The sequence below is a fragment of the Collinsella sp. AF15-51 genome (assembly GCF_003462845.1).
Lineage (GTDB): Bacteria > Actinomycetota > Coriobacteriia > Coriobacteriales > Coriobacteriaceae > Collinsella.
The window spans coordinates 169,591-193,804 of the sequence record NZ_QRYG01000003.1; the positions used below are offsets into that span (position 1 = coordinate 169,591).

Sequence of the window (24,214 nt, forward strand, 5' to 3'; positions counted from 1 at the left end):
CAAATACCGATGTTTACCTGCGCAAACTTTATGCGGTGCGCCCCGAAAGCTCTTTGCGCATACCGCTCAGCGAGATCGAAATGGAACCCGACCGCGCGGTAGCAGTGAGTCGATCACCCTCAACCGACCCCGTGCATGTAAAGGGCGCCTTGCCCATCAAGACGTGGGAGATAGTGCCCGAGAACTCAAAGAAATCGCCCTCAGCGCGGGCACCCGAGAGAGCGATATTGAGACCCCTGACGTTTAGTACTGCCCTGAGCGCGCCGTTCACCCCATGTGAAAACGTCACCTCGCCGCGTTTGCTCCCCACCGGCGTCTGGGCCAAAACCACATACGTACCCTCAAGCATGGCTCCTCCTCTAAGCAGACTTTTTGAAACGGGCAAGTAGTCTACTTTTACATATGGCGCTCCAGGAAGCGGAAGGCCAGGCGGATCCAAGGACGGACTGCCACTTGCTTGTCCTCGTTGTCGACCGCGGTATTGGCGTTGCCGAGCGAAAGGCCGTGGCCACCCTGGTCAAAGACGTGCATCTCGCATGCGACCCCTTCCTCGGCCATGCGCTGCGCAAACGGATAGACCTGCGCAATCGGCGCCGTCTTGTCGTCCGAAACGCCCCACACAAAGGTCGGAGGCATCTGGCGCGAAACGTGCGTGGTAGGGCAAATGTCGGCCAGGTGCTCATCGGTCGCCTCGCCGCCCGTCACCATCGACAGATAGTCGTTGAGCAAATCGCGCCCCGTCTTGCCACCCGTCTTGGGCACGCGCAGGTCGATGCGCGGGTCGCGCGTCTGCATATCGCGCACATAGGCAAGGTCGAGCAACGGATAGCCCAGCACCACGGCGTCGGGACGAATATCCTCCGGACGAGCCCCGGCAAGGCCCGCGAAAGGTCCGGTCTTCCACTGCGTTGCCAACGAGGCGCAGATCATGCCGCCCGCCGAGAAACCCACGATGCACACGCGCTTGGGATCGACATGCCACTCGTCGGCGTTGGCGCGCACGGTAGCGACCATCTTGGCGAGGTCCGCCTGCGGGTGCGGAAAACTCACGTCGCCCGTGGCGCTCGTCACATAGTTGAGCACAAAGGCCTGGTAGCCGCGGTCCAAAAACGCAAACGCCACCGGGTCCTGCTCGTGCGGAGCGATATGCGTAAACCCGCCTCCGCCGCAGATGATCACCGCGGGGCGGCGGCCATTGGGCTTGTCGGGCAGCGGCTCGGCACCCAGATACGTAAACGTCGCCGGATAATCCTCGGTCGGCTCCTCGCCCCACAGCGCATGGTTCTCAATAATCATAGGTGCTCCCTCCGTGCGATTCGTGCGCACTCGTTTTTCGCACCTTAGCGTACCCCACTTGAGCCCGCGGCGCAGAAACACCCCCGCAATAAGTTGGCCTTCAACTGATATATCACAAAATCGCTGTTCAGAGGTATCGTTGGACAGCGTAAAATAGGAGCGCTGACCGTGCTGGGAAACACGTACGAAACGTTTCCGGCAAACCACACGCGTGCAACATGCGCGCCTGATACGTTGGAGGCATCTATGGGTCTGCTCGATTCGCTCAAGTCCACGTTCACTTCGTCGGGCGAGGCGTCCGTTCCGCCCGCAGCAAGCTTCGCCACCCGCGAAGGCGTCATCTACGCTCCTGTCAACGGCGTGCTCGTCAATCTGAGTGAGGTTCCCGACGAGACCATCGCCTCGGGCATGCTCGGCCAGGGCTACGGCATCGAGCCCATTACCGGCACCATTTACGCCCCCGCTAACGGCCGTATCGGCGCCACCACCGTCACCAACCACTCCATCGGCATGATCACCGAGGACGGTCTTCGCGTGTTCATCCATGTTGGCCTGGGCACCGTGGAAATGAACGGCAAGGGTTTTGCCCGCTTTGTCGAGATGGGTGACACGGTCAAGGCCGGCCAGCCGCTCATCAGCTTCGATCGCGAGGCCATCAAGGCCGCCGGCCACGAGGACATCGTGACCGTCATCATCTCCGAGCTCGATCGTCTTAAGAGCATCGACCATGTCGGCGAGTCCGGAACGCTTATCGGCGGCAACCCGCTCGTCAAGCTGGGCGACCCGCTGCTGGTAGCCAAGACCAAGTAGCCAGGCCCCGCGCCACACAGCCAAAAGGCACCTCGTCAAGCGCCCGCGACCATTTGGCCGCAGGCGCTTTTCGTTTGAAAAACCATCCCGCCAATGCCTTATCCGTATAGCCCAAATGAGCCGAGCTGCTAGAATATCGAACTGTATGGATAACTATCATTCAACCGTTATGGGAGGATACGTGAACCGCACCAAAATCGCGCAGCTTTACGCCGATGCCGAGTCGCTTGGCGGCCAGACCGTCACCGTCGCCGGCTGGGTCAAGTCCATCCGCGACATGAAGAACTTTGGCTTTGTTACGCTCAACGACGGCAGCTGCTTCCGCGACCTGCAGGTCGTCATGAACCGCGAGGCACTCGACAACTACGACGAGATCGCCCATCAAAACGTCTCGGCCGCACTCATTTGCACCGGCACCGTCAAGCTGACCCCCGATGCGCCCCAGCCTTTCGAGCTTTCTGCCACCTCCATTGAGGTCGAGGGCGTCAGCGCCCCGGATTACCCGCTGCAGAAGAAGCGCGCAACCGTCGAGTTCCTGCGCACCCAGCAGCACCTGCGCCCGCGCACCAACCTGTTCCGCGCCGTGTTCCGCATCCGTTCTGTCGCGGCTGCCGCCATCCACCGCTTCTTCCAGGAGCAGGGCTTTGTCTACGTCAACACCCCCATCATCACCACGAGTGACTGCGAGGGCGCCGGCGAGATGTTCCGCGTGACCACGCTCGACCCCAAAAATCCGCCCCTCACCGAGTCCGGCGAGGTCGACTGGAGCCAGGACTTCTTTGGCAAGCACGCGAGCCTTACCGTGTCCGGCCAGCTCAATGCCGAGAACTTTGCCATGGCCTTTGGCGACGTGTACACCTTTGGCCCCACCTTCCGCGCCGAAAACTCCAACACCACGCGCCACGCCGCCGAGTTTTGGATGATCGAGCCCGAGATGGCCTTTGCCGACCTGAACGACTACATGGATAACGCCGAGGCCATGCTCAAGTACGTCCTTAAGGACGTTATGGCCACCTGCCCCGACGAGCTCAATATGCTCAACAAGTTTGTGGACAAGGGTCTGCTCGAGCGTCTGGACCACGTGGCAAACTCCGACTTTGCCCGCGTCACCTATACCGAGGCCGTCGAAATCCTGGAGCAGGCCGTCGCCGCCGGTCACAAGTTTGACTATCCCGTGAGCTGGGGCATCGACCTGCAAACCGAGCACGAGCGTTTCCTGACCGAGGAGCACTTTAAGCGCCCGACCTTCGTAACCGACTACCCGGCCGAGATCAAGGCGTTCTACATGCGCATGAACGAGGACGGCAAGACCGTCGCCGCCGCCGACTGCCTGGTGCCGGGTATCGGCGAGATTATCGGCGGCTCCCAGCGCGAGGAGCGCCTGGATCTGCTCGAGGCCCGCATCAAGGACCTGGGCATGAATCCCGAGCAGTACAAGTACTACCTTGACCTGCGCCGCTACGGTTCCTGCAAGCACGCCGGCTACGGTCTGGGCTTCGAGCGCTTGGTCATGTATCTGACCGGCGTGGGCAACATCCGCGACGTCCTGCCGCACCCGCGCACCGTGGGCAACGCCGACTTCTAATCGCCACAGCGCCACCAAACACGTTCCAGCGCATCACGCCAGCGCCTCTCGGCAAGCCGAGGGGCGCTTTTTTCAACAGCATCCGTCAATCTTTTGGCAAGTTTTTGGTCAGTTGGGCAGGGTTGTTGAAAACTCGACCCGCCGCTTGCCGACGACTACCGACCGCCCAGAGCGCCCTGCGCCCCTGGGAAAGCCCCACGTCCTAGGCTCCATACCGTCGCCACCCAAAACGGAAAGGACGTGGGCACCATGACCGAAGCCGCTGTTGAAACCTACGACACCACGACGAGGGGCGCCGCCTCGATGGCAGCCTATCGCGCCGTTCGCATCCTGCAACTATTAAGCGAAAACACCGGCGAGGACAAGGCCATGCTTTCCGATGAGTTGATCCGGTGCCTCGCCCATCCCGACGACCCCGCCCGCATGCCCATCTCGGCGGCGCGGCGCAGCATCTACACCGCCATCTCCGCGCTTCGCCATGCCGGATACGAAATTGAGTACAAGCGCGGCGTGGGGTATCGGCTCTTGACCCGTCCGCTCACCGACGAAGAGATCATCCGGCTCCACGGCATGGTCATGCGCAACCGCTCTACACCCATCGCCATTCGAAAAAGCATGGCGCAGCACCTGGTTGCCATGGCGAGTGCCGACGTTCGCGGCTACCTCGATGCGCCCGAGCCTGCTCCAAGCGCAGACGGCAAATCCACCAAGGCCACACGCACGCCCGTCAAGCGCATCGATGCCTGCGAGCTCATCGAGCAGGCCATCGACCACGGAACCACGGTGAGTTTTGATATTTCGAGTGTCACGGCACGCGGAGAGGTCGAAGTGGCGCGGATGACACTCCGGCCCTTTGCCATCAAGCAACGAGACGGCATCTCGTATGTGCTGGGAACGGTCTATGACGCGCGAGGCGCCGATGACACGTTGCGTACCGTAGAGATCGGCCGAATGAGAAACGTCACCACACGTCTCCTCGACGGCAAGAAGCTCTTCGCCGCCCTGGACGAGGACGACGCCTCCTCCGCCGCATAAGACCCTCCGCCGCCCATTCGACTACCCGTACCGCCCATCCGATTCTGTATTAAAAAACCCGCCAGGCTGTTGTAAAAATGGACATCAGCGCTACTATAGTTCCACTTGCACTTTGTCCCAGTGCAGTGTTTCCAGCCATTTTTATACTGGGGGTAATGATATGAAGGACATCACCATCAGCCGCAGGAGCCTTCTGGTCTCCGCCGGTCTGCTCGCGCTCGCCCCGCTCGCCGGATGCGGCGGCAACTCTGGTTCCGGCTCTGCTGCCGCCGGTTCCGACTACACCATCGGCGTTCTGCAACTCACCGAGCACTCCGCACTCGATGCCGCCAACGACGGCTTTGTCAAGGCCATCAAGGAGAGCGGCCTTAAGGTCAAGATCGACCAGAAGAACGCCCAGAACGACCAGTCCACGTGTAAGTCCATTGCCGACAAGTTTGTGGGCGACAACGTCAACCTGATTTATGCCATCGCCACGCCCGCCGCGCAGGCTGCCGCCGGCGCCACGGCCGATATCCCCATCGTGGGCTGTGCCATCACCGACTACGCCGCCTCCGGCCTGGTCCAGGACAACGACAAGCCCGGCACCAACGTCACGGGCGCTTCCGACCTCACCCCAGTCGCCGAGCAGCTCGAGATGATGCAGAAGGTCCTGCCCGACGTTAAAAAGGTCGGCCTGCTCTACTGCACCGCCGAGTCCAACTCCGACGTCCAGATCAAAGCCGCCAAGAAGGAGCTCAACAAGCTGGGCCTCGAGTACACCGATTTCACCGTCTCGAGCTCCAACGAGATTCAGTCCGTCGTCGAGTCTGCCGTGGGCAAGGTCGACGCGCTGTACTCCCCCACTGACAACACCATCGCCGCGGGCGCTTCGCAGGTCGGCCAGATCTGCAAGGAGAATAAGCTCCCCTTCGTGACCGGCGAGGAGGGTATGTGCATGGCCGGCGGCCTGTTCACCCTCTCCATCAACTATAAGGACCTGGGCTACGCCGCGGGCGAGATGGCCGTTAAGATCCTGAAGGGCGAGACCAAGCCCGAGGATATGCCGATCAAGCACCTCTCGAGCAAGGACCTGGTCGTCGTCAAGAACGACGAGATGGCCGAGGCTCTGGGTATCGACCTTTCCGCTCTGGACGAGTAGCGCCATGCGCGGTAACGCGTCTAGGGCCCGCACGCGCGCCACAGCCGCGTTATTCAATATCTGAGTCCTTGGGGCGAACGCTAAAGACCGGCGTTCGCCCTGCTTGTTTCGGATGAGACAAAACATCTGTCCGCAGCTCTTTTATGCATTGGTACCGCTATTATGGAAAATCACGTGTCCACCCTATCCTAGGAGGTATGAAGCATGCTCATTGCATTGCAGGGCGCCGTTTCGCAGGGCGTCCTCTGGGGCATTATGGTGCTTGGCGTGTTTATCACGTTCCGCCTGCTCGACATCCCCGATATGACCTGCGACGGCAGCTTTGCCCTCGGCGGCTGTGTCTGCGCCGTACTCATCGTCAACAATAACGTCGACCCCTTGCTCGCCGTGCTGGCCGGCATGTGCGCCGGCGCCATCGCAGGCGCCGTCACGGGCATCTTGACCACCGTCTTTGAGATTCCCGCAATCCTCGCCGGAATCCTTACGCAGATCAGTCTGTGGTCCATCAACCTGCGCATCATGGGCAAGTCCAACACGCCCATCCTTGCCAAGGGCACTATCTTCTCATCCGTCAGCAACATGACGGGCCTGCCGCAGTCCACTGTTGCCATTATCCTAGGCATTGTGCTGGCCGTGGCCATCGTCGCCATCCTGTACTGGTTCTTTGGCACCGAGATCGGCTCGGCGCTGCGTGCCACCGGCAACAACGAGTACATGATCCGCGCCCTGGGCGTTAACACCAACTCCACCAAGATGATCGCCTTGGTGCTCTCCAACGCCCTTATCGGCCTTTCGGGCGCGCTCATCTGCCAGAGCCAGAAGTACGCTGACATTGGCATGGGCACCGGCGCCATCGTTATCGGTCTTGCCGCCATCGTCATCGGCGAGGTGCTCGGCCGCCTGCTGCCCGGCGGACTCACGCAGTTTAGCGTCCGTCTTGCCTCTGCCGTCTTTGGCTCCGTGGTGTACTTCCTCATCCGCGCTATCGTGCTGCAGCTGGGCATGGACGCCAACGACATGAAGCTGCTCTCCGCCGTGATCGTTGCCGTGGCCCTGTGCGTGCCCGTGGTTTGGGAGCGCTATAAGCTCCGCAGCTCCTACACGAGGGGAGATGAGGCAGATGCTTAAGCTCTCGCACGTCAAGAAGACCTTTAACAAGGGCACCGTCACCGAGAAGCGCGCGCTCACCGACGTCGACCTCACCCTCAACGATGGCGACTTTGTAACCGTGATTGGCGGCAACGGCGCCGGCAAGTCCACGCTGCTCAATATGATCGCCGGCGTGTATCCGCTTGATTCGGGTGTTATTGAGCTCGACGGCACCGACATCTCGCGTCTGAGCGAGTCGCAGCGCGCCAAGTACCTGGGCCGTGTGTTCCAGGACCCCATGCGCGGCACCGCAGCCGACATGCAAATTGCCGAAAACCTGGCCCTCGCCAAGCGCCGCGGCCAGCGTCGCGGTCTTTCGTGGGGCGTCACCAAGGCCGAGAAGGACGAGTACGTTGAGCTGCTCAAGCGCCTGGACCTCGGTCTGGACACGCGCCTCAACGCCAAGGTCGGCCTGCTCTCGGGCGGCCAGCGCCAGGCACTCACCCTGCTGATGGCCACGCTCACCAAGCCGCGCCTGTTGCTGCTCGACGAGCACACGGCGGCCCTCGACCCCAAGACGGCTTCTAAGGTGCTCAATCTGACCGAGGAGATTGTCGACGAGAACCACCTGACCACGCTCATGGTCACGCACAACATGAACGACGCCATCCGTCTGGGCAATCGCCTGATCATGATGCACGAAGGCCACGTGATCTACGACGTGGCCGGCGATGAGAAGAAGTCGCTCACCGTCGCCGACCTGCTCCAGAAGTTCGAGGAGGTCTCGGGCGGCGAGCTCGCCAACGACCGCATGCTGCTGAGCTAACGACCTAGAAAACCACCACAAAGGGGACAGGCACCTTTGTGGTGGTTTTCGTTAACCCTTATATCGAGCGCAGAAGCCCGTCCAATGTGATCGGACGGGCTTTTTGGTGGGTATCATGGTTGGACGATCATTAGGAGGTTTCCCTACATGGAATTGTTTGAGCCAATTCTTCATTTCTTTGCACAACGATGGGTCCACAACATCATCTGGGCAGGTATCTTGGCTATCGGAACCGCCGTTGCCGCCAAGGTCGCGTCCAAGACCCTGCGCCACCTGCTTAACCGCGACGATAACCCACTCCCTTCATCCAGCATCTTCATCAACATCGCGCGCGCCGTCATATGGACGATCGGCGGCAGCTTTATCCTCGACAACTGCTTTGGCATTAACGCAAACGCCCTCGTCGCCGCTCTTGGCGTCGGCGGCATCGCCATCTCGCTCGGCTTTCAGGACACGCTGTCAAACCTCATCGGCGGCATGCAGGTGACGTTTATGGGCATTATCAAACCCGGCGACAATATCGAGGTCGGCGGCGTGTCGGGCGTGGTCCAAGATATCACCTGGCGCCATACGACCATCGAGGACGCCTGCGGGCAGACCATCATCGTCCCCAATTCAAACATCTCCAAGAACACGCTCGTGCACTTGATGCCCTTTGGGCGCGTTACCGTGCCCGTTGCCGTAAAGGACACGTCCAAGTGGGCCTCGCTGGATGCGCTGGCAGATGAGCTTACCGACGCCACCAAGGCCGCGGTGCTTCCCATCTCTGGCTTTGACAAGGAGCCGTACGTGCTCTTTAGCGAGATCGGCGACTTTGGCGTCAAGGGCAAAATCATCTTTATCGTCAGCGACGATAGCACCACCTTCACGGCAGCCGACGCCTGCATCCGCGCCATCGCCCCCATCATCGCCTAAAACCACCACAAAGGGGACAGGCACCTTTGTGGTGGTTTCGCATCGTGGTACCATGGTTCATATCGTTGTTTAAACGACTAAGGGAGTAGACACCATGGAAGAGGCCTATCGTCAAGCACGCAAGCGCGGCGAGCAGGGACGCCGTCACGCCATCAGCCAAAGCGAGCACCCGTACCTTACGGACCTCGATAGCCTCGTTGCCCAGCTCCCCTTAGGTCAGCGAGAGAGCGTCGGCCTAAGGGACATTCCGCTCGAAATGGTCGTCGGCACGGTTACCAAGGGCCGTCAGTCAGCCTTTTCGTGCAACTTTATGCCCCTGTTGCCATTTAGCACCGAGTTCGCCCGCAAGTGGTCCAACCTCTATGACATCCAGGTGACCGAGGGCTATCGCGACCCCATCATCGTCACCGAGTTCATGCATCGGTTCTACGTCCAGGAGGGCAACAAGCGCGTCAGCGTCCTCAAATTCCTGGACGCCCCGACGGTTTCGGCCAAGGTCACCCGCCTCTACCCCGGCACATGGGATTCCGTCGAAAGTCGCCTGTACGGCGAGTTCTGCGCGTTTTGGCGCGTCTGCCCCCTATACGAGATTGAGTTCTCGCGCGAGGGAAGCTATGAGACGCTCGCCAAGATGCTCGGCCAGGACCTTGTCGAAAAGTGGCCACAGAAAAAGGTCGACTACCTGCGCCATACCTTCCTACTCTTTAAACGAGCCTACCTGCGCGCCGGCGGCGACCATCTGGACATTACGCCCGCCGACGCTATGCTCGTCTACCTCAACGTGTACAACCAAGACCGCCTGCTGGATACGCCGACTGATATCGTCGTAAACCGCCTGTGCAAGATTTGGCGCGAGCTGGTCATTGCCGGCAAAAATGACGAGGACAAGGTCGATCTTGTCGAAGCGCCGAGCGTCGATGAGGAAGAGGCACCCGCCAAGCCCACCTCCGGCGTGCTCAACTTCTTTATGGGCAAGACCGTCTATTCAGCAGCCAATCCCCTGCGTATCGCCTTTATTCACGAATACCCGTGTGCCACGTCGAGCTGGGATAGTCTGCACGACCAAGGGCGCCAATATCTCGACGAGCACTTTGGCGGCATCGTGCGTACCGAGGCGTTCGAGGACTGTCACGATCCGGACGTGTTCTACGCCGCCGTGGAAACGGCTGTCAAACATGGAGCAAACGTCATCTTCTCGACCTCGCACCGCCTGATGGAATACACGCTCAGGGCTGCCGTCGAGTATCCTCAGGTGCGATTCCTCAACTGCTCCATCGGCCTTCCCCACCAAAGCGTCCGTTCGTACTTTGGCAAGATGTACGAGGCCAAATTTCTCTTGGGCGCCCTTGCCGCCAGCATGGCGGACAACCACCGCATCGGTTACCACGCGTCGGTCTTCGCCTCGGGCGCGCTCAGCGAGATCAACGCCTTTGCGATTGGCGCCTCGCTGCTCGACCCCCGTGCGCAAATTATCCTGACCTGGGGCGATGTGCCCGCTGGAGGCCTTGCCGAGGCCATGTGCCGCGAAGGCGCGAGCGTCATGACCGGCGCCGACATGTCAAAGTCACTCGAAGACCCCACGGCCTACGGACTCCACCGTCTGGTCGATGGCAAGGTTGTCGGCATTGCCATGCCGGTATGGAACTGGGGCCGATACTACGAGCTTATCGTGCGAAGTCTGCTGCACGGCACCTGGGATGAGACCAGTGACGACAGCCAGGTTCGTGCCGTCAACTACTGGTATGGTATGAGCTCGGGCGTCATCGACATTCGCTACGCTCCGGGCCTGCCCTATCAGACGCGTAAGCTTGTTCAGCTGCTCCGCAATGGCATCGTCGAGGGCTCCATCAATCCATTTGGCGGCGAGCTCCATAGCCAAGACGGCGTGGTGCAGATCGAGGGCTTTCCCCCACTGCCGAGCACGCAAATCGTCGAGATGGACTGGCTGGCCGACAACGTGGTGGGCACCATTCCGCAACTCGACGATGAGCCGAAGGTCCGCGCCCTATGAAAATCCTTGCCATAGCCGATACCGAAGAACGATGCCTATGGGAGTGCTTTCGCAAGGAGCGCTTTGAGGGTATCGATTTGATTTTATCCGCAGGAGATCTGGACCCGGATTATCTTGAGTTTTTGGTCACGGTCATCAACAAACCGCTCATCTACGTGCGTGGCAATCACGATGACCGCTATGCGCGTCATGCACCGGGCGGCTGCATTTGTGTCGAAGACACCGTGTACGTGTATCGCGGCGTCCGCATTGCGGGGCTTGGCGGCTCCATGCGCTACCGAGACGGTGCCAACATGTATACCGAGCACGAGATGGCCAAGCGTGTGCGCAAGCTGTCCCGCAAAGTGAGGATGGTCGGCGGCTGCGACATTCTGCTGACCCATGCACCCGCCGCCGGCGTGGGCGATCTGGATGATCTGCCGCATCGAGGATTCGAATGCTTTAACACAGCACTCGAATCCTGGAATCCCGAGTACATGGTGCACGGGCATGTGCACCAATGCTATGGTCGCGACTTTCAACGCGAACGTCAGCACGCATGCGGGGCAACGATCATCAACGCCTGTGGCTATACGCAGTTTGAGCTGGACGAAGCGAGCTACCCCATCCGTGGCTGGCAGGCAGCTTGGCTCAATTCGCAAACCATGCGCCGCGAGCTCAAGCGCCACGAGGCAATCGAGTCCTCTACCGCCAGAACACCCTGGTAACCGTCACAAAGGGGACAGGCACCTTTGTGGCGGTTTTGGCCCGAGATAGCAAGAAACCCGGTCCTGCACGAGGCAGAACCGGGTTTCTTTAGCAATGCTTGCTTTGCTCAGGCAGTAACTAAAAGTTACTCAGCCAGGAAGTCACGCTGGACAGCGGGATCGACCTTGACGCCAGGGCCCATGGTGGAAGACACGGAGATGGACTTGACGTACTTGCCCTTAGCAGAAGAGGGCTTGACGCGCAGGATCTCGGTGTACAGGGCAGCGTAGTTCTCGACGAGCTGCTGCTCAGAGAAGGACTTCTTGCCCAGGGGCACGTGGCAGATGCCGTAACGGTCGGCGCGATACTCAACGCGGCCGGCCTTGAGCTCGGAAACCATCTTGGCAACATCCATGGTCACGGTGCCGAGCTTGGGGTTCGGCATGAGGCCACGGGGACCAAGAATCTTACCGATGCGGCCAACCTTGGCCATCATGTTCGGCGTAGCGATAGCGGCGTCGAAGTTGATCTCGCCCTTTTGAATCTGGGCGACGAGCTCGTCGGAACCGATGATGTCGGCGCCGGCAGCCTCGGCCTCGCGGGCCTTCTCGCCCTCGGCGAAGACGGCAACACGAACGGTCTTGCCGGTGCCGTGGGGCAGGGAGATGGAACCACGGATGTTCTGGTCAGCCTTACGAGTATCGATGCCCAGACGGAAGTGAGCCTCGACGGTCTCGTCGAACTTGGCGGTGTCGAGCTCCTTGATGAGCTTAGCAGCCTGAAGGGGGGTGTAGAGCGTGGCGCGGTCGATCTTCTCGGCAGCGGCGTTATAGCTCTTACCATGCTTAGCCATGTGCATTACCTCCTGTGGTTAAACGGGCGTGAGCCCTCCCACATCGTATCGTGTGCCCTATTGCACACATATAACGGGCGCCCCGGTCGGAGCACCCGTTATTACCTAAAGAAATCGCTACTCAGCGATGGTGACGCCCATGGAACGGGCGGTACCGGCGATGATCTTCTTGGCGGCGTCAATGTCGTTGGCATTGAGGTCCGGCATCTTGATCTCGGCGATCTTGGTGAGCTGCTCCTGGGAGAGCTGACCGACCTTGTCAGCCTGGGGCTTAGCGGAACCAGACTTGAGGTTCAGCTCCTTCTTGATGAGGTGAGCCGCCGGCGGGGTCTTGGTGATGAAGGAGAAGGACTTATCCTCGTAGACAGAGATCTCAACGGGGATGATGTCACCCTTCTTGTCCTGCGTCTCGGCGTTAAAGGCCTGGCAGAACTGCATGATGTTCACGCCAGCAGCGCCCAGGGCGGGGCCGACGGGAGGAGCGGGGTTAGCTGCACCAGCAGGAATCTGGAGCTTAATGACGTTGGCAACCTTCTTCTCAGCCATGGTCATTCCTTTCGAATCACGAGTGTGAAGTACTTGCTATATCGTAAGCACGCACGTGTTAGAAGCACTCCTGAGATGAGCAGTCACAGAAGAAGCACGCTCGCGCGAACGGACGAAAACTTAAGCGATGACAGCGACCTGGTTAAAGTCGAGCTCAACCGGCGTCTCGCGGCCAAAGATCATCAGCGTGACCTTAAGCTTGCCTGCCTCGGTGTTAACCTCGGAGACCTTGCCATCAAAGTCGGTAAGCGGGCCATCGGTGACGCGGACAGACGTGCCGACCTGAATATCGACCGAAGTGCGCTTGGGCGAATCGCCCTTACCGGGACGACGAGTCATCTTGTTGTACTCGTCGCGGGAAAGCGGAGCGGGCTTGCCATTGCCGCCCAGGAAACCGGTGACGCCAGGCGTGTTACGAACGCACGTCCAAGCATCGTCATCCATCTCCATGCGGACCAGGACATAACCCGGGAAAATCTTAGAATCCTTGGTCTCGCGCTTGCCACCCTCTTTAATCTCGGTGACGCGCTCCATAGGAATCTCGATATCAAAGATACGGTCCTGCATGCCCATGGTCTCGATGCGATGCTCGAGATCGGACTTAACGCGGTTCTCGTATCCGGAGTAAGTGTGAACGACGTACCAACGCTTAGACATGGTTTAGCCCCTCAATCCAGAGAACAGAGCAAGAGCCTCGCCAAAGCCAGCATCGAGCAGAGCGATGACGACGCCGACGACGATCAGAGAAGCGCAAACGACGACAGAGTAGTTCACGAGCTCCTTCTTATCGGGCCACGTGACACGCTTCATCTCGGACTTGACCGAAGCGAAATACTTCTTGGTGCGGGCGAAGAAACCAGGCTTCTCGTTCTTCTTGGACTTCGCAGCCTTCTCGTTCTTCTTGGCAACGGCCTTCTTGGCCTCAACCTTGGAGTTGGCGGCAGCGTTATTGGCAGGTGCCGACTGCTGAGCCTTCTTCTTGTTCTTCTTGTTGGCCATTTGGGTTACCTCCGCGCAATGCGCTTATACATGAGTAAACCGTAAGCCCCCAATTGGGAGCTTACGGAATAATGACTGGCACGCCAGGAAGGACTCGAACCCTCAACACTCGGTTTTGGAGACCGATGCTCTACCAATTGAACTACTGGCGTATATGACTAGAGACTAGCGAGTCTCTTTGTACAGCGTATGGTGACGGCACCAGGGGCAATACTTCTTGATCTCCATACGATCAGGCATGTTCGACTTGTTCTTGGTGGTCGTATAGTTGCGGCGCTTGCACTCAGTGCACGCAAGAGTAACTAGAGTACGCATTTATCCTGAACCTTTCATTTCCGCCCCGTACGGGCACGAGATGGTACTTTATCAGCTCTATGTAAGTGCTGTCAATGAAAACCTCGAATCAATTGGTTCTCGGTGGATCCATTCATATTTGGAACACATCAATGAAGCCATCGAGAGCTAATCGACGGTGCAACCAGGACCATTATTGATCCTCTCGACACCAGCAACGGCTCAATATCCATTGCAGAAAAGAACCCGGCACCCATATAAGTGCCGGGTTCTCTAAGTCAACTATCAGAGAGCTAATTTACTCAATGATCGTGGAGACGATGCCCGAACCGACGGTGTGGCCACCCTCGCGGATAGCGAAGCGCAGGCCCTCCTCCATGGCGATCGGGTGGATGAGGTCGCCCTCGATGGTGATGTGGTCACCAGGCATAGCCATCTCGGTGCCCTCGGGGAGCTTGACCGTACCGGTAACGTCGGTGGTACGGAAGTAGAACTGAGGACGATAACCATCGAAGAACGGGGTGTGACGGCCGCCCTCCTCCTTGGTCAGAACGTAGATCTCGCCGGTGAACTTGGTGTGCGGGGTAACCGAACCGGGCTTGCAGAGAACCTGGCCGCGCTCGATGTCCTCGCGCTTGATGCCGCGGAGCAGCAGACCGACGTTGTCGCCAGCCTCGCAGAAGTCCATGGACTTACGGAACATCTCGATACCGGTAACGACGGTGTTCTGGGTATCCTTGATGCCGACGATCTCGACGGGCTCGTTGAGCTTGAGCTCACCGCGCTCGACACGGCCGGTAGCAACAGTACCACGGCCGGAGATGGTCATAACGTCCTCAACGGCCATCAGGAACGGGAGGTCGTTGTTACGAGCAGGCGTCGGGATGTACTCGTCGACGGCGTTCATGAGCTCGCGGATAGCGTCCATCCACTTGGCGTCGCCCTCGAGAGCGCCCAGAGCGGAACCACGGATGACGGGGATGTCGTCGCCGGGGAAATCGTACTCGGAGAGGAGCTCACGGGTCTCCATCTCGACGAGGTCGATAAGCTCGTCATCGTCGACCATGTCGCACTTGTTCAGGAAGACGACGATGTAGGGAACGCCGACCTGACGGGCGAGCAGGATGTGCTCGCGAGTCTGAGCCATGGGGCCGTCGGTAGCAGCGATGACCAGGATAGCACCGTCCATCTGAGCAGCGCCGGAGATCATGTTCTTGACGTAGTCAGCGTGGCCCGGGCAGTCAACGTGAGCGTAGTGACGGGAAGCGGTCTCGTACTCAACGTGGGAGACGGAGATCGTAATGCCGCGCTCGCGCTCCTCGGGAGCCTTGTCGATGTTCTCGAACGCCGTAAAGTCAGCCTTGCAGCCCTCGGTCTCGGAGAGAACCTTGGTGATGGCAGCGGTCAGCGTGGTCTTGCCGTGGTCGACGTGACCAATGGTGCCGATGTTAACATGCGGCTTAGTGCGCTCAAACTTCTCTTTGGCCATAAAGCCCTCCTCTAAACAGGTCGTCCCCGGACGGGACTTTGCCTTTATACCATAGTGGCCTCTCAACATATTATTGAGAAGCCACCGTGTTACCTATGGTAGCGGTGACTGGATTCGAACCAGTGACGCCACGGGTATGAACCGTGTGCTCTAACCAACTGAGCTACACCGCCGGATGGAGCCTGCAACCAGACTTGAACTGGTGACCTCTTCGTTACCAACGAAGTGCTCTACCGACTGAGCTATACAGGCACTTGACGGGTGGGAGCTATAGGATTCGAACCTATGTAGGCAGAGCCAACGGGTTTACAGCCCGTCCCCATTAACCACTCGGGCAAACTCCCAATCGTTCAAGTATCCGCAGGTCCTTTGGTCTTTTGGACCGCCGCCCCCGCGAACGAAAAAGATAATACGATGCAACCTTGGGGGCTGTCAACGAAAACCTCTAGATACACGGTTCCGGGCGTATCTATATACCTTTGACCTGCGGTTTTGCTGTGTTTGGATATGAAGGATGGTGGATTTGCATGTAGCGGTAACATTTCCCGAGGGAACACTTTGTCGTAGTGGAGTACGCTGGCTGGAACGAACTTCGATAACGACTCATTTGCACCTATATATAGGTCGAGATCGGGCTTCCCTGGATCGATCGAGCGTGGATAATCTCCCGTTTGAAATCGAGCGTGGATAATCTCCCACTTTTGGTGTGCCCCCAAGGCCAAAGTGGCAGATTATCCACGCTCATTCTCCAGACGGGAGAACTATAGAGCCGCAACTACTCGGGCCAGGCCAAAGTAGACCCATAGAGCGGCTCACCCTTGGTGCAGGGGTAGCGACTCAAGTAACACGACGATAGCAAGTCGAAGAAATAAGTCATGGCATATTTCGAATAAACGCCGAGTCGGTCAATTCCGTTTCCCGCATTACCAAGACGATATATACGGTCAAAAGACCTCGATTTGTCATCGTTGCTAAACGCAGTAATTAGAATCTTCCTGCCCGAACGGCAATCAAGATACTCACGCGCCTGTGACGCAAATAGCCCGGAGACCGATACGAGAATTATCAATGACTGCGAAGCATCTCCCATGTTTTTCAATTCCGCGACGTTAGCCCCAGCAACTATGCGAACTATCTTGCCCGCATAAAACATTTCCTGCTGAAATCGTACGAGATTGGCGCTCACATTATTGGTGCACCAGATTTCAACGTTTTTATGGCCATCAATTTCGTCGGCAAGGTGCTTAATAGCAATATCGGACACGCCGCTTTCAACCTCAGCGAACATCTCGATCATGCGAACGTCGAGCTCTGCCCTGTACTCCTCGTAGCCAAATTCCTCCTCTCGATGGCTTAAGTCGCTTGGAAAGACTGATTGAGTAAATGATTCTTTCAAATCGCTAAGAGACTGGTAGCCCAATCGATTGCAGAAACGACGAACAGCGGAACGGGTCACGAATGCATCGCGGGTTATTGCGGCAACATTGATTTCGCTCGAACGCCTAATGTGAGCGACGAGATATCGAGCGATGGCGGCATCGTTTGACCCAAACTCGCTGTTGATGATGGAGCTAATGCGATTGAGCACATCGAAGTCATTGATATTCACGTGATCCCTCTTTCCGCTCTCCTCGAAATCATAGTTCATTTATTGAATCAAACAGCTTTGGTCGTTCTCCTATGATTCAAATCAGTTGACGTCATCTTAATCGTAATTCCGCCACACGTATCCACCGTGTTGAATGATGGAAAGGGGATTCATGGGCAACGTGAACAACATGCCGTTTCTCTGGGGTTCCGCCACGGCGTCTTATCAGTGCGAGGGTGCCTGGAACGAAGACGGCAAAGGCCTTGGCGAGTGGGATTTCTTTAGCCACACAAGCAATAAGAACATCAACCATGTTGACGGTGATGTATCTTGCGACTTCTACCATCGCTATGAAGAAGATATCCGCATGATGAAAGAAGGCGGACAAAACACCTATCGCTTCTCTCTTTCATGGAGTCGAATCATCCCCACGGGTATCGGCGAAGTGAATGAAGAGGGTATCGATTTTTATAATCGGGTCATTGATTGCTGCCTCGAAAATGGCATAGAGCCCAACGTTACGCTGTTCCATTACGATCTGCCATTCACGCTTGCTTGCAAAGGCGGATGGCTGAACAATGACATGGCAGAGTGGTTCTGCAAATACGCCAAGATTTGCTTTGAGCGCTTTGGAGACCGCGTCAAAATCTGGGCTACCGTTAACGAGCCGCATTTCTACAGCTACTGCGTAAACATGTTGGGCAACTATCCCCCCAATCGATCGCTCGACGTTCAGTCGTACATGCAGTTTCAGTACAACCTGATGCGCGCAAGCGCACTCGCAGTCCGAACATATCGTCAAATGGGCTACGACGGCATCATCGGCGCCGTCCACGATGGCGGCGTTGTCGAACTCGACCCGGCAACCGAGCACCCTGATGACGTATTTCGATACGCAGACTTTTTCGCCAATCGCATGATTCTGGCACCAGCGCTTCAGGGTCAACTGCCGCCAGAAATGGACGAAATCCTTGAAAAACTTGGCGTCTCGCTCTATCGATCCCCAAATGACGTAGAAGAATTCAGAGACGGTAAAGTCGATTTTATTGGACTCAACGTGTATTGCCGAGAGTATGTAACCGACTGGCACGGTGGAGAGCTTGCCGTTTCGGCGAACAATAAGGGCGGTTCGAGCAAAAAGGTCGAAGGAAAATGCATTGCGCCCTTGTTTGAAAGCGCCCGCGACAGCAATGTTCCCCGCAATAAATGGGGCCGCGAAATACTCCCAGGTTGCATGTATTCAACCATCATGGATGTCCACGAGCGCTATGACGCGCCCCGCATCTTTATTACGGAAAACGGACATGGCGCCTATGAGCAACCAGACGCAGACGGAATGATCCACGATGATGACCGCATCGAGCTTCTGGGCCAGTTCATCGAGCACATGATGAGGGCTAAGCGCGACGGCGCGCGCGTTGAGGGCTACTACCTCTGGTCGACGATGGATCTGTATAGCTGGATCAACGGCTACGAAAAACGATACGGACTTGTCCATATCGACTTCGAGAACAATCTGGAGCGCACCCCCAAAAAGAGCTGGTATTGGTACCGAGACCTTATCTCGAAGTATCAGGAGCAGGAAGGTTAGGAGAAAGAGATGAAATATCAGGCAATGTCCGAAACAGTCCTAAAGGCTGTTGGCGGCAAAGAGAACATTACATCGGTAACTCATTGTGCGACGCGCCTTCGCATCGACGCACGAGACACCTCGATCATCGATCTCCAGCTCGCCAAATCGGCCGATCAGGCGCTCGGGGCAGTAGTCAGCGGTGGCCAGCTTCAGGTGATCATCGGCCCCAACGTCACCGAGGCTTACAACGACTTCCTCGACTTCGCGGGAATCGAAGTCGGCGGTGGCACGGTTGCCGACGATGCCCAAACCGCCAAAGACCTTGCAGAAGGCATTAAAAGCGGTAACACCGCCATGGGCTTGATTGAGAAATTCGGGAACGTCTCTGCACAGGTATTCATGCCCATCGTCCCGGCGCTCATCGTTGGCGGACTCATTCTTTCGATCAAGAATCTCCTGGTCAATTATTGCGGATTGAGCACCGATAGCGGAACCGCCCAGGTCCTGTTGGCGATCTTTAGCGCTTCGTTTAGCTTCTTACCCGTTTATCTTGGTTATCAGCTCGCGGCCGTCATGAAGATGCAGCCCATCATGGGCGCATTGCTGGGCGCGATCATGATCAGCTCGTCCATTAGCGGTGCCGAGGGTCTCGACTTTCTTGGTATTCCCATCCCGACGAACGACTATTCGAGTACGGTAGTGCCCATCGTACTGGGCGTTGTATTCATGTACTTTGTCGACCGCGGCCTTCAGAAGATTATTCCCGACGTTACCAAACTGTTCTTGAAGCCGCTGCTCACCATGATCATCGTCGTGCCCGTCGAGCTTATTATCCTTGGCCCCGCCGGCAGCATGATGGGCTACGCGCTGAGCGATGCCGTCACGTGGCTTATGGACAACGTGGCATTTATCGCTACTCCGATCCTGGCAGCCCTTAACCCCTATTTCGTCATGCTCGGTCTCGATAAGGCTTACATCGCAATCGAAGTTACGAGCCTGGCGCAGCTCGGTTGGGCACCCATTATCTTTGGATTCATCTCGAACCTCTGCATTGGCGGCACGAGCCTCGCCCTGGCAACTGCCATGAAGGGAAACAAAGAGAAGAGGGGTATGGTCACCACGGTTGCCGTCACCGCACTCTGTGGCGTAACCGAGCCCGCGTTCTACGGTTGCCTCATCGAGCGTCCCCGCCTGCTTGTCGGCACGGCAATCGGCGCGCTCTGCGCTGGACTCCCTGCAGGCATCTTTGTTCTGAAAGAGTATGTTGCGGGAGCATGCCCCGGCCTTCTTTCGGCACTCATCTTTATCGCTCCCGATGGGTCCATGGGTAACTTCGTGCTGGCATGCGTTGTCGCCATCATCGCCATCGTCGTCTCCTTCATCGCTGCACGCGTGATCATCAAGAAGAACCCCAGCTATATTGAGTAGATGCCCGCTGTTTGCATTGGGGACATCCTCGGCAGACCATTAGCAAGAACCCAAGAAGTTCCTTAGGAGCTCGATTAATCCATTCGGATTCCTGAGGCACAAACGGCCCCGATTCCACAATGAAATCGGGGCCGTTGTTTCTAAAGCCGTCGATAGACAATCGGTGTTTACCTTAGCTCCCTATCCAAGTTAATTATCCACGCTCGTTCTCCGGTCGGGAGATTTTCTTCGCTCGCGTATCCAGAAATCCACGCTCGAGCAGGACATCCAGATCCGCGCCCGCCCTTGTCTCGATCTGCAACAGCAAGAGGCCTATTCCGCTTCTACATGTTACAGATCAAGATATTCCTAAAACACCCTAAGTTTCATCTCAATCTGTAACAGTTAGATGCCGAATATCGGTCTTGGTGTTACAGATTTAGACAAACTGGAGGACGAGACAAACCAAAAACGGGATGGGCGCTAACCCGATGGCGCACCACCTAAATAGAAACGGGCTCTGTCCCATATAGAGACAGAGCCCGAAACTCTCATGGAGCCAGTGACAGGAATCGAACCCGCAACCCACTGATTACAAATCAGTTGCGCTACCGTTGCGCCACACTGGCACACTTGGCGCTTTCGCGCGAAGCCTGTTTAGGATAAAGGAATTGAGGACGGGGCGCAACAGGCCCTTCGACCGACCACATCTCAAAAACCGTTCGTCAGAACGAACAGTTTTATCTGTTCGTCAAAACATAAACCTATTCGTTTTGACAGCTGCAAACCCGCAACCCACTGATTACAAATCAGCGGGTAGACCAATCTAGGAAACGGCTCTCTGCCGCAACTCCCCTACCGTCCGCGCAGGGCCTTGAGCTTGGCCAGGGCATCGGGGCTCAGGCGACTGCCCAGGGTCATCTTGATCTGCGGGGCTTCCTCGGCCTCGTGAACGTCGTTGTCGATCTGTTTGATCTCGTCCACCAGCATACGGCTCGAGATGCGCGTGACGCCCTTGCCCATGACGACGGCCTGTATTGTGCCGTCACTCGATACCACGGAGCACGCGCGGCCTTCCTCACGCGCCTCGATGCAGAGCTTCTGCACCACGGTATCGGCAGAGACGCCCGTCGGCGAGAACTCGATGCGCACGCCGCGGGCCGGTAGGTTGGGGCGCTCGTTGGAGATGTTGCCCGCGCCGTCGAACACGATCACGGCCTCGTAACGGCCCTGGGCAAACGCCGCGACATCGTTGATAAGCGCAGTACGAGCCATATCGTGGACGTCGCTGGAATATGGATCGTCGGAATGGTCGTAGACGAGCTTTTCGTAGCGCGGCGTGCAGTGAATCACGTTGTAGCCGTCGACCACCAGCAGCTCGGGCTTATTGGAGTGCACCGTCGAGACCGGGTCGGCGATGGCCTGCGCAAACGCATTGCCGCCCACGCCATAGGTCGCGGCCGAAACAATCGGCTTGGCCGAGCCCTCGCCAAAGCGCTTGGCCTTGGACTTGGCGCGGTTCTTCTTGGACATGCGCTACTCCTCCCCCATGAGCTCGCCGGCATTGCGGCGCAGCCACTCAAAGCACAGCGCGGTGGTCGCCTGGGCCACGTTGAGACTCTCGGTCATGCCGCGCTGGGGAAGCTTGGTCAAAAAGTCGCATTTCTCGAGCACCAGGCGCGAGATGCCGTCGCCCTCGGAGCCCATGACGAGCGCAACGCGGCCCTCGAAGGGAGCATCCCAGCAGCTGCCCTCGGCGTGCTCGGAAGCACCGCCCACCCAAAAGCCGGCGGCCTTGAGGTCGTCAAGCGCTCGGGCGATATTAGGAACCTGCGCGACGGTCAGGTGCATGACGGCACCAGCGGAGGTTTTGTAGCTGCCCACGGTCACACCGGCGGCGCGCTTGTTGGCAATGATGACGCCCGCTGCGCCCACGACCTCGGCAGAGCGCACGATCGCACCAAAATTGCCATCGTCGGTCACATGGTCGAGCACGACGACGAGCGCCGGTCCTTCACCCGCGCGATCGAGAATATCGGCGACATCGGCATAGGGGAAATTGCCCACCTCGAGCGCAATGCCCTGGTGAGCGCCATGGCTCGACAGCGCATCGAGCTGCGTGCGCGGCACATACTTAATGCGGACGTCCGCGGCGTTGAGGTCGTCGACCAGGCGCGACAAGGCGGCATCGCGCTCCCCGCCCTCGGCGATGAGCGCGCACTTGACGGGAAAGCCGGTACGCAGTGCCTCGGCGGCAGCACGACGACCTTCGATAAACTCGCCCTTGGGAACCTGAACGTTGTCGCGGTTGCGATCTCGCTGCGAACGCGCAGCCTGGGCTTGGGAGCGCTCGCGCTGGCCCTTGGGAGTGGCAGCGCGGTCGTTGCGGCGAATCGGACGCGAGCCAGAAGCAGCCTGCTTGCCTCCACGCGGTGCACGTTTGCGATTGTCGGCCATAAAACGGCCTCCTTAAATAGATAACGAACAAGAATCGACCGTCCGAGCCACGGCACCTTGCCTTTCAATCGTTGGGCATGACCACCAGGTCTATGCCCTCCTCTTTCAAGGCAATCTGCCGCACCTCGAACGGTCGACAAATACTAGAGACTCTTAATACGAGTACCCGCGGCCGTATCTTCAATCGTCAGGCCCAGGTCCTTGAGCTGGTCGCGGATGGCGTCGGCCAGATCCCAGTTCTTGGCGGCACGGGCCTCGGCACGGGCCTCGAGAATCTTGGCAGCGGCCTCGTCCACGTCGTCACCCGTGTAGGCGACCAGGCCGGCGGCAACGCCCAGCAGGCCCAGCGGCAACTCGACCTTGGGCTCGGGGAGCTCGACGCCAAACGTATCGAGCAGCTCGACCAGCGTATCGGCAGCAGCAAGCGCAGCGGCCTTGTCGGCAGCGTCGCCCGCCTGCTCCAGGTACTGGTTGCACTCGGTCACAAAGCCAAAGACAGCACCCATGGCACCGGCAGTGTTAAAGTCGTCGTCCATGCACTCCTTAAAGGCGGCACGGGCCTCGGCGGCCTTAGCGGCAAACGCCTCGGATGCTGCCTCATCGGCATCGGCCGTCGCATGGTTCGCGGCCCAGCGCAGGTTCTCGACCGTACCGGCAATGCGTGTGAGCGAGTTCTCGGCACCATCCAGACGCTCCCAGGAGAAGTCAAGCGGCGAGCGATAACTCGTCTGCAGCATCAGCAGGCGCAGGGCCGCGGCAGAGTGCTGTTCGAGCACCTCGGCCAGCGTAAAGAAGTTTCCGAGCGACTTGGACATCTTCTCGCCGTCGACCAGCAGCATGCCCGTGTGCATCCAGGTGTTGGAGAAGCCCTGGTGCCAGGCGCAGGTGGCCTGAGCGCACTCGTTCTCGTGATGCGGGAAGGCAAGGTCGGAGCCGCCGCCGTGGATGTCGATCGGAGTGCCCAGGTAGCGATGCACCATGGCGGCGCACTCGGTGTGCCAACCGGGACGGCCTTCGCCCCAGGGGCTCGGCCAGCTGGGTTCGCCGGGCTTAGCGGCCTTCCACAGGGCAAAGTCGAGCGGATCGTTCTTGTCCTCGTTCTCCTCGATGCGCGCGCCAACCATAAGGTCGTCGATGTTGCGGCCCGAGACCTGACCATAGTTGGGATCGCTGCGCACGGCAAAGTACACATCGCCGTTATCGGCTGCGTAAGCGTGGCCCTGCTCGATAAGCGTCTTGATCATGGCGATCATGGGGCCGATCTCCTTGGTGGCGCGGGGGCGCACATCGGGATCGAGCACGTTGGCGGCGCGCATGACGCCGATAAACTTGTCGGAGAACTCCGTCGCGACCTCGGCGGCCGTTCGGCCCTGCTCGTTGGCGCGCTTGATGATCTTGTCATCGACATCGGTGAGGTTCTGGGCGAACGTGACCTCGTAGCCGCTCGCGATGAGCCAGCGACGAATCACGTCAAAGCTGATGAACGTGCGGGCATTGCCGATGTGGATGTTGTCGTAGACCGTGGGGCCGCACACGTACATGCGGACCTTGCCGGACTCGATGGGCTGGAACTCTTCCTTTTTATGGGTAGCGCTGTTGTAGATACGCATTCG

At 58.4% G+C, this 24,214-nt stretch carries 23 protein-coding genes and 5 tRNA genes; 11 read left to right on the forward strand and 17 right to left on the reverse strand.

The window, feature by feature from the left end; translation table 11 throughout:
* Positions 1 to 28 precede the first annotated feature (28 nt).
* A complete protein-coding gene (locus DWW51_RS02910; protein WP_089572507.1) occupies positions 29 to 349 on the reverse strand; it encodes a hypothetical protein in 321 nt (106 codons plus the stop codon).
* A 47-nt stretch (positions 350 to 396) separates the two neighbouring features.
* Positions 397 to 1,296 (reverse strand): alpha/beta hydrolase, encoded by a 900-nt coding sequence (locus DWW51_RS02915; protein ID WP_117563781.1) that lies wholly within the window; start codon positions 1,294 to 1,296, stop codon positions 397 to 399.
* Positions 1,297 to 1,542: 246 nt separating this feature from the next.
* Here DWW51_RS02915 and DWW51_RS02920 point away from each other — a divergent pair, with 246 nt between their 5' ends.
* The 9 genes from DWW51_RS02920 to DWW51_RS02960 all read left to right on the forward strand — a co-directional run bounded on the left by DWW51_RS02920 (position 1,543) and on the right by DWW51_RS02960 (position 11,415).
* The gene (locus DWW51_RS02920; RefSeq protein ID WP_089572509.1) at positions 1,543 to 2,106 is read left to right on the forward strand and encodes a PTS glucose transporter subunit IIA; all 564 of its coding nucleotides are present in this window, start codon (positions 1,543 to 1,545) and stop codon (positions 2,104 to 2,106) included.
* A 181-nt stretch (positions 2,107 to 2,287) separates the two neighbouring features.
* Positions 2,288 to 3,691, forward strand: coding sequence for an asparagine--tRNA ligase (asnS, locus tag DWW51_RS02925; RefSeq protein WP_089572552.1), 1,404 nt, complete (start codon positions 2,288 to 2,290; stop codon positions 3,689 to 3,691).
* 249 nt (positions 3,692 to 3,940) lie between these two features.
* Positions 3,941 to 4,726 carry a hypothetical protein gene (locus tag DWW51_RS02930; protein ID WP_117646067.1) on the forward strand — a complete coding sequence of 262 codons (786 nt, stop codon included), beginning with the start codon at positions 3,941 to 3,943 and terminating at the stop codon, positions 4,724 to 4,726.
* A gap of 160 nt (positions 4,727 to 4,886) precedes the next feature.
* On the forward strand, positions 4,887 to 5,867 hold the full coding sequence (locus tag DWW51_RS02935; RefSeq protein ID WP_117773472.1) for an ABC transporter substrate-binding protein: 981 nt from the start codon (positions 4,887 to 4,889) through the stop codon (positions 5,865 to 5,867).
* Positions 5,868 to 6,071: 204 nt separating this feature from the next.
* Positions 6,072 to 6,995, forward strand: a complete 924-nt coding sequence (locus tag DWW51_RS02940) for an ABC transporter permease (protein WP_117773473.1) — start codon at positions 6,072 to 6,074, stop codon at positions 6,993 to 6,995.
* Positions 6,988 to 7,782 (forward strand): ABC transporter ATP-binding protein, encoded by a 795-nt coding sequence (locus DWW51_RS02945; RefSeq protein WP_117655044.1) that lies wholly within the window; start codon positions 6,988 to 6,990, stop codon positions 7,780 to 7,782. Before DWW51_RS02940 ends, DWW51_RS02945 begins: the two co-directional genes overlap by 8 nt.
* 147 nt (positions 7,783 to 7,929) lie before the next feature.
* Entirely contained in the window at positions 7,930 to 8,697 is a 768-nt protein-coding gene (locus tag DWW51_RS02950) for a mechanosensitive ion channel family protein (RefSeq protein ID WP_117773474.1), read from the forward strand.
* 94 nt (positions 8,698 to 8,791) lie between these two features.
* Complete coding sequence (locus tag DWW51_RS02955) at positions 8,792 to 10,708, forward strand: BMP family ABC transporter substrate-binding protein (RefSeq protein WP_117773475.1); 1,917 nt, start codon at positions 8,792 to 8,794, stop codon at positions 10,706 to 10,708.
* Positions 10,705 to 11,415: a metallophosphoesterase gene (locus DWW51_RS02960; RefSeq protein WP_117773476.1), complete on the forward strand. Its 711-nt coding sequence runs from the start codon at positions 10,705 to 10,707 to the stop codon at positions 11,413 to 11,415. The genes DWW51_RS02955 and DWW51_RS02960 overlap by 4 nt, the downstream gene beginning before the upstream one ends.
* Positions 11,416 to 11,540: 125 nt before the next feature.
* Here the strand turns inward: DWW51_RS02960 and rplA are convergent, their stop codons facing one another.
* The 11 genes from rplA to DWW51_RS03015 form a co-directional block, all read right to left on the reverse strand.
* Entirely contained in the window at positions 11,541 to 12,248 is a 708-nt protein-coding gene (rplA, locus tag DWW51_RS02965) for a 50S ribosomal protein L1 (protein WP_022093892.1), read from the reverse strand.
* Positions 12,249 to 12,365: 117 nt separating this feature from the next.
* Entirely contained in the window at positions 12,366 to 12,794 is a 429-nt protein-coding gene (rplK, locus tag DWW51_RS02970) for a 50S ribosomal protein L11 (protein WP_022093893.1), read from the reverse strand.
* Between the two features lie 120 nt (positions 12,795 to 12,914).
* Positions 12,915 to 13,451 carry a transcription termination/antitermination protein NusG gene (gene nusG / locus DWW51_RS02975; protein ID WP_006234984.1) on the reverse strand — a complete coding sequence of 179 codons (537 nt, stop codon included), beginning with the start codon at positions 13,449 to 13,451 and terminating at the stop codon, positions 12,915 to 12,917.
* 3 nt (positions 13,452 to 13,454) lie between these two features.
* Positions 13,455 to 13,793, reverse strand: a complete 339-nt coding sequence (secE, locus tag DWW51_RS02980; RefSeq protein WP_117773477.1) for a preprotein translocase subunit SecE — start codon at positions 13,791 to 13,793, stop codon at positions 13,455 to 13,457.
* A gap of 76 nt (positions 13,794 to 13,869) precedes the next feature.
* Positions 13,870 to 13,945: transfer RNA gene (locus DWW51_RS02985), tRNA-Trp, on the reverse strand.
* A gap of 13 nt (positions 13,946 to 13,958) precedes the next feature.
* Entirely contained in the window at positions 13,959 to 14,108 is a 150-nt protein-coding gene (rpmG, locus tag DWW51_RS02990) for a 50S ribosomal protein L33 (protein ID WP_117773478.1), read from the reverse strand.
* Positions 14,109 to 14,385: 277 nt separating this feature from the next.
* The gene (tuf, locus tag DWW51_RS02995) at positions 14,386 to 15,576 is read right to left on the reverse strand and encodes an elongation factor Tu (protein WP_089572520.1); all 1,191 of its coding nucleotides are present in this window, start codon (positions 15,574 to 15,576) and stop codon (positions 14,386 to 14,388) included.
* A gap of 96 nt (positions 15,577 to 15,672) precedes the next feature.
* Positions 15,673 to 15,749, reverse strand: a tRNA-Met gene (locus DWW51_RS03000).
* A 3-nt stretch (positions 15,750 to 15,752) separates the two neighbouring features.
* Positions 15,753 to 15,828: transfer RNA gene (locus DWW51_RS03005), tRNA-Thr, on the reverse strand.
* 10 nt (positions 15,829 to 15,838) lie between these two features.
* Positions 15,839 to 15,920, reverse strand: a tRNA-Tyr gene (locus DWW51_RS03010).
* Between the two features lie 431 nt (positions 15,921 to 16,351).
* Entirely contained in the window at positions 16,352 to 17,185 is an 834-nt protein-coding gene (locus DWW51_RS03015; protein ID WP_164473278.1) for a MurR/RpiR family transcriptional regulator, read from the reverse strand.
* Between the two features lie 151 nt (positions 17,186 to 17,336).
* On the opposite strand from DWW51_RS03015, the gene DWW51_RS03020 reads away from it, so the two are divergent.
* Positions 17,337 to 18,755 carry a glycoside hydrolase family 1 protein gene (locus DWW51_RS03020; protein ID WP_117635377.1) on the forward strand — a complete coding sequence of 473 codons (1,419 nt, stop codon included), beginning with the start codon at positions 17,337 to 17,339 and terminating at the stop codon, positions 18,753 to 18,755.
* Between the two features lie 9 nt (positions 18,756 to 18,764).
* Positions 18,765 to 20,165 (forward strand): PTS transporter subunit EIIC, encoded by a 1,401-nt coding sequence (locus DWW51_RS03025; RefSeq protein WP_117646058.1) that lies wholly within the window; start codon positions 18,765 to 18,767, stop codon positions 20,163 to 20,165.
* 533 nt (positions 20,166 to 20,698) lie between these two features.
* Here the strand turns inward: DWW51_RS03025 and DWW51_RS03030 are convergent.
* The 4 genes from DWW51_RS03030 to cysS all read right to left on the reverse strand — a co-directional run bounded on the left by DWW51_RS03030 (position 20,699) and on the right by cysS (position 24,211).
* Positions 20,699 to 20,773: transfer RNA gene (locus DWW51_RS03030), tRNA-Thr, on the reverse strand.
* Positions 20,774 to 20,999: 226 nt separating this feature from the next.
* Complete coding sequence (locus DWW51_RS03035) at positions 21,000 to 21,677, reverse strand: NYN domain-containing protein (protein WP_055309418.1); 678 nt, start codon at positions 21,675 to 21,677, stop codon at positions 21,000 to 21,002.
* A 3-nt stretch (positions 21,678 to 21,680) separates the two neighbouring features.
* Positions 21,681 to 22,601 (reverse strand): 23S rRNA (guanosine(2251)-2'-O)-methyltransferase RlmB, encoded by a 921-nt coding sequence (gene rlmB, locus DWW51_RS03040; RefSeq protein ID WP_117773480.1) that lies wholly within the window; start codon positions 22,599 to 22,601, stop codon positions 21,681 to 21,683.
* A gap of 143 nt (positions 22,602 to 22,744) precedes the next feature.
* Entirely contained in the window at positions 22,745 to 24,211 is a 1,467-nt protein-coding gene (gene cysS / locus DWW51_RS03045; protein WP_117773481.1) for a cysteine--tRNA ligase, read from the reverse strand.
* Between the last annotated feature and the right edge of the window lie 3 nt (positions 24,212 to 24,214).

Coding starts and splice junctions, on each gene's coding strand:
- DWW51_RS02910 (WP_089572507.1), bottom strand. CDS start 349: ATGCTTGAGGGTACGTATGTGGTTTTGGCCCAGACGCCGGTGGGGAGC.
- DWW51_RS02915 (WP_117563781.1), bottom strand. CDS start 1,296: ATGATTATTGAGAACCATGCGCTGTGGGGCGAGGAGCCGACCGAGGAT.
- DWW51_RS02920 (WP_089572509.1), top strand. CDS start 1,543: ATGGGTCTGCTCGATTCGCTCAAGTCCACGTTCACTTCGTCGGGCGAG.
- DWW51_RS02930 (WP_117646067.1), top strand. CDS start 3,941: ATGACCGAAGCCGCTGTTGAAACCTACGACACCACGACGAGGGGCGCC.
- DWW51_RS02935 (WP_117773472.1), top strand. CDS start 4,887: ATGAAGGACATCACCATCAGCCGCAGGAGCCTTCTGGTCTCCGCCGGT.
- DWW51_RS02940 (WP_117773473.1), top strand. CDS start 6,072: ATGCTCATTGCATTGCAGGGCGCCGTTTCGCAGGGCGTCCTCTGGGGC.
- DWW51_RS02945 (WP_117655044.1), top strand. CDS start 6,988: ATGCTTAAGCTCTCGCACGTCAAGAAGACCTTTAACAAGGGCACCGTC.
- DWW51_RS02950 (WP_117773474.1), top strand. CDS start 7,930: ATGGAATTGTTTGAGCCAATTCTTCATTTCTTTGCACAACGATGGGTC.
- DWW51_RS02955 (WP_117773475.1), top strand. CDS start 8,792: ATGGAAGAGGCCTATCGTCAAGCACGCAAGCGCGGCGAGCAGGGACGC.
- DWW51_RS02960 (WP_117773476.1), top strand. CDS start 10,705: ATGAAAATCCTTGCCATAGCCGATACCGAAGAACGATGCCTATGGGAG.
- rplA (WP_022093892.1), bottom strand. CDS start 12,248: ATGGCTAAGCATGGTAAGAGCTATAACGCCGCTGCCGAGAAGATCGAC.
- rplK (WP_022093893.1), bottom strand. CDS start 12,794: ATGGCTGAGAAGAAGGTTGCCAACGTCATTAAGCTCCAGATTCCTGCT.
- nusG (WP_006234984.1), bottom strand. CDS start 13,451: ATGTCTAAGCGTTGGTACGTCGTTCACACTTACTCCGGATACGAGAAC.
- secE (WP_117773477.1), bottom strand. CDS start 13,793: ATGGCCAACAAGAAGAACAAGAAGAAGGCTCAGCAGTCGGCACCTGCC.
- rpmG (WP_117773478.1), bottom strand. CDS start 14,108: ATGCGTACTCTAGTTACTCTTGCGTGCACTGAGTGCAAGCGCCGCAAC.
- tuf (WP_089572520.1), bottom strand. CDS start 15,576: ATGGCCAAAGAGAAGTTTGAGCGCACTAAGCCGCATGTTAACATCGGC.
- DWW51_RS03020 (WP_117635377.1), top strand. CDS start 17,337: ATGGGCAACGTGAACAACATGCCGTTTCTCTGGGGTTCCGCCACGGCG.
- DWW51_RS03025 (WP_117646058.1), top strand. CDS start 18,765: ATGAAATATCAGGCAATGTCCGAAACAGTCCTAAAGGCTGTTGGCGGC.
- DWW51_RS03035 (WP_055309418.1), bottom strand. CDS start 21,677: ATGTCCAAGAAGAACCGCGCCAAGTCCAAGGCCAAGCGCTTTGGCGAG.
- rlmB (WP_117773480.1), bottom strand. CDS start 22,601: ATGGCCGACAATCGCAAACGTGCACCGCGTGGAGGCAAGCAGGCTGCT.
- cysS (WP_117773481.1), bottom strand. CDS start 24,211: ATGCGTATCTACAACAGCGCTACCCATAAAAAGGAAGAGTTCCAGCCC.